Here is a 9644-nt window from a genome sequence, read left to right on the forward strand (position 1 = left end):
ATGATGAATGTCCCCCGCGGCACGGTTATCTGGGTCTGCCTCCGCCGCACCGTCTCGTCCGAGGGAAAAGCCTCGCGATGATGGCTGGCGGGGATGACCCGGGTGGCTCCATTTTCGGCCGTGAAATCGTCAAGCGCGAACAGCGCATTTATGGCAAGCGGCCGTGAACTGACGAAGTGCTGGTAGGGAATGTCGCGATGGAAGGCCGCCTGTCCGTATTGGCTGCTGTTGGCGCGATTGATCAGCCCATTGACCTGATTGAGGATGTAGTAGCCACCGAGCATCCTTGAGAGCAACTGCGCCAGCCGCTCATTGAAGGCGATGGCCATGAACGCCGGAGCGTATTTGGGGAGAACGCGGATCGTGTCGCGCTCGCCGATCGTCGAAAGGTCGTAGCCCGCAGTCGCGGCTTGTTCAGCGTATTCCACTTCAGCAGCGTCGAAGTCACGGGACAACGCGTCCAGTTGCTCGCCGGTCAGCCCTGCGTCGAGCGTCGTATAGCCGGTGAGCCGGAGATCTTCGATCAGGACATCGATCTCGTCGCGAACGACTGCGGTTTCCTTGACACCGTAGCGATCGATCTCGGTCACAGCTGCTCCTTGAGACGGCTGGAGAAGAGGTAGGGATGGACGATCTGCATGCCGCTGCCCCGAAACTTTCCGGCCAGCGCCGGCCAGCTTCGCGAATTCACGGCGGCCACTATGATAGTCTGGGGATGCGCGGAAGCATATTCCTTGGCTCTCGCCCACGGCCGGTCGTCGAGAGTGGTCGCGAGCGGCTCGTCCGTCAGGAATGCTTCGGCTCCTTTGACGAGCCGGGGGGCATAGGCGCGCAGCAGATTCCGGAATTCCCCGGCTCCAAACATCGCGTAGGGCTTGTCGTCCAGCCATTCTGACGCGCCATCATCAATTTCCGACCAGCCCTTCAGGAAATCCGATCGCGCCTGCGCCAGCGACAGGTATTGGAGGTCCATGGGATCCTCCAGCGCGGTCGGATCGGGATTCAGAAGGGTCAATCGAAAGCCCTTTTGCTGTCCACGCAGTTCGACGCTTCCAATGACGTGCAATCCCGCTGCCGCCGCGACCATCCGCAGGGACAGTTGAGAGAAACTCGACACATGATCGAGGAACAACAGCTCCGTGTCGGCAACATCACCGTCCGGGCAGATCACCACCACGGTGCCTTCATCGGCGAGGGCCCGCCTGGACACGGAGAGGAAGACTTCCGGGCTGAGGGCGTGCTCAAGGACGTTCACCGAGAGGCAGAGGTCGTACCGCCCGGCAATCTCACCAAGGGCTTCCTCGGCATAGCCTTGCCGGATCGTCGCCCGTACTTGATTCCGCTGCCGAGCAGCAGCGACCAGTTGAGATGCCGCTTCGAAGCCCAGCGCCTCCCTCAATTGCCATCGCCGCGCAAGCTCTTCGAGCAGGGCACCGGTCCCCGCCCCAAACTCGACGACGCTGCGAGGGCGAAGAGTGCGTCCGAGAAGCGTGACCGCGGATTCGTCTATGCAAGCGGCAAATCCTTCGGCACGAGCGGCATCGGCGGCCGGATCAGCCAGGCCGAGATCGTATCCGTCGCTGTACACAGCATCCCGGTCTTCGCGCTTCAGTGGGGTGAGATGAAAACCATGTCCGCACCTCAGACATGAGGCCTTCTGCAGGGGGCGGCTGAGAATTGCGCCATCGCTCGTCATCGAAAGGGATGGATGGGGCAGCGCCAGCCTCATTGGCGCGCCGGCCCCGCAAGCAGGACAAACGGATTCAATCAACCTGTTCGCCCTCCATCGCCTCTATGCCCGGCAAACGACCATCTTGCGTAAATACCCAAGGCACCATCGAGTTCCGAGGCAAATGGGGTCCACACAGAAACGGTTGGCCCGAGCGCAAACTGAGTCCTGCGCAGCCGATGGCCAATCGCCTGATCCTTCAAGCAAATCCGGACGCGTTGGCCCGAGCGCCGTCAGCTCGCCTCGCGCATCGCTTCGGCGGCCTGCAGATCGACCGACACCAGCTGGCTGACGCCCTGCTCGGCCATGGTCACGCCGAATAGCCGGTCCATGCGCGCCATGGTGATGGGATTGTGGGTGATGATGACGAAGCGCGTTTCGGTGGTCTTGGCCATCTCGTCCATGAGATTGCAGAAGCGTTCGACATTGTGATCGTCGAGCGGCGCGTCGACTTCGTCGAGCACGCAGATCGGCGCCGGATTGGTCAGGAAGACGGCGAAGATCAGCGACATCGCCGTCAGCGCCTGCTCGCCACCCGACAGCAGCGTCATGGTCTGCGGCTTCTTGCCGGGCGGGCGGGCCAGGATTTCAAGCCCTGCCTCGAGCGGATCCTCGGATTCGATCAGCTGCAACTCCGCCGTGCCGCCGCCGAACAGGTGTGAGAACAGCCGCTGGAAATGGCTGTTGACGACATCGAAGGCAGCGAGAAGCCTTTCGCGGCCCTCGCGATTGAGGCTCTGGATCGCTTGCCGCAGTTTGCGGATCGCCTCGATGATGTCCTCGCGTTCGGTGACGATCGCCTCCAGCCGGTCGGACAGCTCTTTTTGCTCTTCCTCGGCACGCAGATTGACTGCGCCGAGCCGCTCGCGCTCGATCTTCAGCCGATCGAGCTGGCGTTCGGTCTCGGGCATGTCGGGCATCGGATCGTCGGCTTCCAGGCCCGTATGGCGGATGACCAAATGCGGCGGCGTGTTCAGCGTTTCCTGGATACGCGCCTCGACTTCGAGCCGGCGCTCGTCGGCCGCCGTCAGCCGCTCCTCGGCGCGCACGCGGGTCTCGCGCGCCTCGGCGAGCGACTGGATGGCGCCGGTGGCCGCCTTGTCCAGTTCGGATTGCCTGTTCTCCGCTTCCTGCAGACGGTCGGCAGCCGCCTTGCGCAAGGTCTCGGCCTCGGTGAGCTGCGACAGCAGCGCACGGCGCTTGGCGTCGATCTCGTCGGGCGCATCGGCCAGCCGCTCGCGCTCGGCTTCTGCCTCGGCCTTGCGCTCGCCGAGCGATGCAATCTGCGTCGAGGCGTTTTCGGCACGCACCAGCCAGTTGCTGCGCTCGGCGCCAATGGCATCGAGCCGGCGTACGCGTGCCTCGGCTTCGCGCCGCAGCCCCTCATGCACGGCACGCGCGTCGGCCAGCGTGGCGCGGTCGCGGGAGACATTGGCCGAGGACTGTTCGAGCTGCAATTGCAGGTCGCCAAGATCGGGCGCGTCCTGCAGCAGCATCTCGGCCTCGACGAAAGCCGCCGAGGTCTCCTCGTGGCTGTCGACGATGCGCGCGCGTGCCTCGTCGAGTGCCGCGCGCCGGCTCGACAGTTCGCCTCCGGCTTTTTCGGCTTCGGCCAGCGCATTGCGGGCAGCATCCAGCCGATGCTGGGCATCGCGTCCGGCCTGGCGCGTGTTGCGTTCGGACTCGCTCGCCTGGCGAAGCGCCTGCTCAGCCTGTGCCAGCGCTTCCTCGGCCTGGCGCAGCACAAGCGTCGCCTGCACCGCCTCGGCATCGAGTTCGGCAAGCCGGTTCTTCTGCGCCAGCCTTTGTGCCGCGGCCGTCGGCGCATCGGCGCTGGCGGTAAGACCGTCCCAGCGCCAGAGCGCGCCCTCGCGGCTGACCAGACGCTGGCCGAGAGCGAGAAGCCCTTGCAACCGGCGGCCATCCCCAGCGTCGACGATGCCGATCTGCGCCAGGCGGCGGGCAAGTTGCGCTGGGGCACGCACCACGCTGGCAAGGCTCTTGATGCCTTCCGGCAGCGCGGCGTCGCCGGGCTGGATTTCGCTTTCACCCCAATGCGCCGGCGCGCTGCGATCAAGCGGCACGTCGAGGTCTTCGCCAAGGGCCGCGCCCAGCGCCGTCTCGAAGCCGCGCTCGACGCTGATCTGTTCGAGCACCGAAGGGAAGAGATCGCCGCTGGCGGCGTTGAGGATCTTGGCCAGCGTGCGTGCTTCGGTCTCAATCCGCGCCAGTTCGGCCCGGGCATCCTGAAGCGGCGGACGGGCAGTGCTTTCGGCGGCACGGGCATCGATGACCGACTGCTCGGCCTGCGCCACAGCGGCCTCGGATTCCTCGAGAATCTCCACCRCCTGCTCGACCAGAACGCGCTTTTCGGCCGGATCCGGCAGGCCGGCGACCTTGGAGAGAATATCAGACAGTTCGCGGTCGACCTCGGCGAGCTGGCGGGTGAAGCGGTCGCGGCGCTCGGCGGTTTCGCGCAAAGTCCGTTCGATCTGATGGCGCGAGGCGGCGGCCTCGGCGCGCTCGGCGGTCAGCGCAGCGAGCTTGGCTTCGCTCTGTGCAAGCGTCGATGCGGCCTGTTCGAAGGCCGCGCGGGTGGTTGCTTCGCGCTCGGCGGCGCCGGCATTTTCGGAATTGAGTGTGGATTCTTCGGTGCGCAGGCGTTCGAGAACATCGGCATTATCGCGCACCATCCGCTCCTCGCGGGCGATGTCGCCGTCGAGCTGCTGCAATCGTCGCTCGATTTCGGCCTGGCGATTGCGGATGCGGCCAGCCTCTTCCTCGATCTGCGACTTGGCGATCGACAGGCGCTGGAAGGCAGCCGCGGCCGCGGCCTCGGCGTCGCGCAGGTCCGGCATGCGGTGAGCGCCGATGCCTTGCTCCCTGGCGGCGGCCATCTGCGCGGCGGCGCGGTCGCCGACAAGTGCCGTGGCAACCGCCAACGCCGAGCGCGCCTCGCCTTCCTGCGTCTTGGCCAGCGTCCAGCGCAGATGCAGCAATGTCGCTTCGGCCTTGCGGATATCGGCCGACAGGTTCTTGAAGCGGGAAGCCTGGCGCGCCTGGCGCTTGAGGCTTTCGATCTGGCTTTCCAGTTCGCCGACGACGTCGTCCAGGCGTTCGAGGTTCTGTTCTGCCGCCTTCAGCCGCAGTTCCGCCTCGTGGCGGCGGGTGTGCAGGCCGGAAATACCGGCGGCCTCTTCGAGCAGGGCCCGGCGCGCCTGCGGTTTGGCCTGGATCAGCTCGCCGATACGGCCCTGCCCGACCATCGAGGGCGAGCGCGCGCCGGTCGACTGATCGGCAAACAGAAGCTGCACATCCTTGGCGCGCGCTTCCTTGCCGTTGATGCGGTAGAGCGAGCCGGCCTCGCGCTCGATGCGGCGCGAGACCTGCAATTCGTCGGCATCGTTGAAGGCTGATGGCGCCGAGCGGTCGCTGTTGTCGAGGAAGAGCGTGACTTCGGCGGTGTTTCTTGCCGGGCGCGTTCCCGAACCCGAAAAGATCACGTCGTCCATGCCGGACGCACGCATGTTCTTGTAGGAGCTTTCGCCCATCACCCAGCGCAGCGCCTCGACAAGGTTGGACTTGCCGCAGCCGTTCGGCCCGACAATACCCGTCAGGCCGCGTTCGATGACGAACTCGCCGGGCTCGASGAAAGACTTGAAACCGAGGAGGCGGAGGCGTGAAAATTTCATTCACGCGCCCCATAAAGGCGAGCGCCGAAACGCTGCCGCTTCAGCGCTGACCTGATGTCAGAGCAGAGGGTCGATGATGGCCGACATTTCCTCAATCGACATCGCCCCTTTGTAGGTCTTACCGTTGATGAAGAAGGTCGGTGTCGAGTCGACCTTGAATTCATTGGCGCCGCGCTTCTGGACCGATCTCACATCGTCCAGAAGTTTCTGGTCCGTCAAGCAGGCCTCGAAGGACTCCTGTGTAAAACCGGCGAGCTTCGAGATTTGCAGCAGCGCATCCTTGGTGTTGGACACGCCAACCCAGTTCGCCTGCTGCGCAAACAGCACGTCCACCATCGGGAAATAGTTATCCTTGGCGCAGCGCGCCAGCATGAAACCGGCTTCGGCGCTCGGATCGAACGGGAATTCGCGCAGGATATAGCGCGCCTTGCCGCTGTCGATATACTTCTTCTTCAGGTCCGGAAAGGTGGTTGCGGCGAAATGCGCGCAGTGCGGACAGGTCATCGAGGCGTATTCGACAATGGTGACCTTGGCGTCGTCCTTGCCGAGCTGCTTGTCAGGCAATGCGCCCGGCTTCAGCAATTCGGCCATGTCGACGTTGCCCTGAGACTCGGGAACCTGAACGGCAGCCGGCGTGGCCGGCTTTGCGGGAGCGGCCGGATCCGCCGGCTTCACATCCGCCGCCTTGGCCTCTTCGCCGGAGTTGCTGCAGGCGGCGAGCAGAGCCACCGCCGGAATGGCGGCCAGCGACGACAGGACGTTTCTGCGAGACAGACTTTTGCCGAACGGAGGACGGTTCATACGAATCACCTGACAAGGGTTGAATTTTGCAATGCAAAGGCACGAAAAGGCGAGAGTTGGCGCGAATTAAGGCATCTCCATCCCCAATCCAATCGCGAAACCTGACTAAGTCGATCACGAATGCGAGATGTTGACGACAAATCGATGACTGTCTTCAAGGGGTTTTTGACTTCCTTTCACCCAGAATGGTTGCGCCAAGCCTTTCCAGAGASGCGCGCAGCCCGTCATCCTCGATCAGTTCGACCGTACTGGACAACTTCGTCTTCTCCGCTGCCGTCAAAGGCCTGAAGGTCGGTTTAGGCCGTCCTTTGTCCGCCGTCACCGGTTTTTGCACGATCCTGATGCGGCCTATTGCCGTAAAGCCGAGAAAAGCGTTGACCCGGTTGATGATCTCGCCGGTCTCGTGCTGCAAATGCAGCGCCGCCATGCCCTCACAGGCAATGACCAGCACGGCCGGCTCGAACGGATCGTCCTCATGCAAGCGGCGCGGCCACTGGATCTTTTCAGGCCGCGATCGGCTGGCGAGGCGCGGTCCGGCGATCTCTTCCCAGGACTGGACGAGACCAATCGAGATGCCGGCCCGCTTGCGCAGCACCGGATCGAGGATTTTGGTCGCAAGATCGCTCACCGGGACGGGATTGCCGTAGGGCGTTCTCCCTGCCATGTACGTTCTCCAGCCACGACCCCAGCAGATACCGGCCAGGCCAATACACGATCAATGGCACCAGCAGACCAGACCCGCAAGGCCCATCCCCCCAAGGCCCAGACCCCTGAGGCTATGCCGGACGATACCGCGTCGCTCCTTCTGGCCTGGTACGACGTGCATCATCGCGAGTTGCCGTGGCGCGTGAGCCCACGCGAGCATGCACGCGGCGTGCGGCCCGATCCCTACCGCATCTGGCTGTCCGAAGTCATGCTGCAGCAGACCACGGTCGAGGCGGTGAAGTCCTATTTCCGCGCCTTTGTCGAGAAATGGCCCGATGTCGGAGCGCTGGCCGCGGCGCCAACCGAGGACGTGATGAAGGCCTGGGCGGGGCTCGGCTAYTATTCSCGSGCRCGCAAYCTCAAGGCCTGCGCCGATCTCGTGGCGGCGCGTGGCGGCCGGTTTCCCGACACCGAGGCTGCTCTGCGAGACCTGCCCGGCATCGGCGCCTACACCTCGGCGGCCATCACGGCGATCGCCTTCGACCGCCCCGCCGCCGTGGTCGACGGCAATGTCGAACGCGTCATTTCGAGGCTGTTTTCGATCACGACGCCGTTGAGCGAAGCCAAGCCTGAGATACGCGCCCATGTCGAGGCCATGGTGCCGACGTCAAGGCCGGGCGACTTCGCCCAGGCAATGATGGATCTCGGCGCCACGATCTGCACGCCGCGCCGGCCGCGCTGCATGCTGTGTCCGCTGCGCGAGAACTGCAGCGCCGTCGTTTCAGGCAACCCCGAAAACTTCCCGGTGCGGCTGCCAAAGGCCGACAAACCGCAGCGACGCGGCGCTGCTTTCGTGGCTGTGCGCGAGGACGGTGCCATTCTTCTGCGCAAACGGCCGGACAAGGGCCTCTTGGGCGGCATGACCGAGGTGCCGACCACCGCCTGGACCGCACGCATTGACGGCGCCACCACGCAAACGGCAGCTCCGTTCCCGGCTGACTGGAAGCGCGCCGGGGCAATTTCGCATGTCTTCACCCATTTCGCCCTGGAACTCGAAATCTTCCTGGCCCGTAGCAATGGCGAGACGCCGGCCAACCATTTCTGGTCATTGCGTCAGGACATTTCCGGGGAGGCCCTGCCAACTGTCATGAAAAAGGCAATCGAGGCTGCGATACCCGGGGCGACGAAAAAGCAACGTCCGCATTGAAAGAGGCTTCATGACTGAGATCCGCCACATCGTTTTCGACATCGGCAAGGTGCTGGTCCACTACGACCCCAACATCCCCTTCAGCCGGCTGATTCCCGATGAGAATGAGCGGAAATGGTTCTTCGACAATGTCTGCACGCATGACTGGAACATCGAGCAGGACCGCGGCCGGACGTGGGAAGAGGCCGAGGCGCTTGCCATCGCCGATCATCCGGACCATGCGGAAAACATTCGTAATTTCCGACGGCACTGGCACGAGATGGCGCCGCATGCCTATGCGGACAGTGTTGCTATCCTGGAGGGCTTGATCGACACCGGCCACGATGTGACGCTGCTGACCAACTGGGCCGCCGACACGTTCATCGAGGCGCGCGGCCGCTTTCCATTCCTCGACCGCCCGCGTGGCATAACCGTGTCGGCCGAGATCGGGCTGATCAAACCGGATCGCAGGATCTACGACCATCACGTCGCTGCATTCGACCTTGATCCGGCTGCATCGCTGTTCATCGACGACAGCCAGAAGAATGTCGACGGCGCCAAGGCCGCAGGCTGGCAAGCGGTGCTGTTCACCGATGCCAAGACGCTTCAAGCAGATCTTGAACGCCTCGGAATCAAGGCGTGATCTGAATCGCTTCCAGCGATCCGCTCATATCTTGAATCAACGCGAAAGTGGCAATCGGCAGGGGGTTCAGGCCCCTGCCCGCTCCATGCCCAACCGAGCAATGCGGCGCAGTTCGTCGATCGGGGTGAGCCCGCCGCTGCGCTCATAGTGCCAGAAGGTCCAGCCATTGCAGGCGTCCAGTCCCTGCACTTCGGCGCCGATCTTGTGGATCGAGCCGGCGCTGTCGCCGATCGCCACCGTGCCGTCGGCACGCACCTTGGCGGCCCAGCGCTTCTTGGCGTCATAGAGCGTGGCGCCCGGCGTCATCAACCCGGTGTCGATCAGGCTGACRAAGGCGACRCGCGGYTCGGMGCGCTTGCCGGTCARYACCGTCAGATCSGCMTCSTCMAGCGGCCGCACCGCATCGATGCGCTCGTTGGCGGCGTCGATATAGGCCTGCTCGCGCTCGATGCCGACGAARTGGCGGCCRAGGCGYTTKGCMACCGCRCCSGTSGTRCCGGAGCCGAAGAAGGGATCGAGCACGATRTCRCCSGGCTTGGTCGAKGCCATCATGATGCGGGCGAGCAGCGCTTCCGGCTTCTGCGTCGGGTGCAATTTGTCGCCATTGTCGTTCTTCAGCCGCTCGCCGCCGGTGCAGATCGGAAACAGCCAGTCGGAGCGCATCTGGATGTCGTCGTTGGACGCCTTCATGGCTTCGTAGTTGAAGGTGTAGCCCTTGCCCTTCTGGTCGCGCGTGGCCCAGATCATCGTCTCATGGGCGTTCTGGAAACGGCGGCCACGGAAATTCGGCATCGGATTGGTCTTGCGCCAGACCACATCGTTGAGGATCCAGAAGCCCAGATCCTGCATCTTGGCACCGACCCGGAAGATGTTGTGATAGGAGCCGATGACCCAGATGGTGCCATTGGGCTTCAGCACCCGCCGCGCCGCTAGCAGCCAGGCCCGGGT

General features: G+C 64.0%; 8 protein-coding genes. 2 read left to right on the forward strand and 6 right to left on the reverse strand.

Features of this window, described 5'->3' with window-relative positions; genetic code table 11:
• The 5 genes from AC1DX0_RS24800 to AC1DX0_RS24820 all read right to left on the reverse strand — a co-directional run.
• Window positions 1–590: phytanoyl-CoA dioxygenase family protein (locus AC1DX0_RS24800; protein WP_477357175.1), on the reverse strand; the 590-nt coding region annotated here is incomplete at its 3' end.
• Window positions 587–1729: a class I SAM-dependent methyltransferase gene (locus tag AC1DX0_RS24805; RefSeq protein ID WP_477219624.1), complete on the reverse strand. Its 1143-nt coding sequence runs from the start codon at window positions 1727–1729 to the stop codon at window positions 587–589. The genes AC1DX0_RS24800 and AC1DX0_RS24805, both read right to left, overlap by 4 nt.
• 233 nt (window positions 1730–1962) lie before the next feature.
• Window positions 1963–5421 (reverse strand): chromosome segregation protein SMC, encoded by a 3459-nt coding sequence (gene smc / locus AC1DX0_RS24810; RefSeq protein ID WP_477357177.1) that lies wholly within the window; start codon window positions 5419–5421, stop codon window positions 1963–1965.
• A gap of 57 nt (window positions 5422–5478) precedes the next feature.
• Window positions 5479–6222, reverse strand: a complete 744-nt coding sequence (locus tag AC1DX0_RS24815) for a DsbA family protein (RefSeq protein WP_477219626.1) — start codon at window positions 6220–6222, stop codon at window positions 5479–5481.
• A gap of 154 nt (window positions 6223–6376) precedes the next feature.
• Complete coding sequence (locus tag AC1DX0_RS24820; RefSeq protein WP_477219627.1) at window positions 6377–6886, reverse strand: DUF721 domain-containing protein; 510 nt, start codon at window positions 6884–6886, stop codon at window positions 6377–6379.
• Between the two features lie 114 nt (window positions 6887–7000).
• Here AC1DX0_RS24820 and mutY point away from each other — a divergent pair, with 114 nt between their 5' ends.
• Entirely contained in the window at window positions 7001–8074 is a 1074-nt protein-coding gene (mutY, locus tag AC1DX0_RS24825) for an A/G-specific adenine glycosylase (protein ID WP_477219790.1), read from the forward strand.
• Window positions 8075–8084: 10 nt separating this feature from the next.
• Window positions 8085–8696: an HAD family hydrolase gene (locus AC1DX0_RS24830; protein WP_477219628.1), complete on the forward strand. Its 612-nt coding sequence runs from the start codon at window positions 8085–8087 to the stop codon at window positions 8694–8696.
• Window positions 8697–8762: 66 nt separating this feature from the next.
• Here the strand turns inward: AC1DX0_RS24830 and AC1DX0_RS24835 are convergent.
• Window positions 8763–9644, reverse strand: an 882-nt coding sequence (locus AC1DX0_RS24835; protein WP_477357179.1) for a DNA methyltransferase, incomplete at its 5' end; no start/stop codon positions are given.

This window comes from Mesorhizobium sp. P3_A9, from assembly GCF_056402975.1.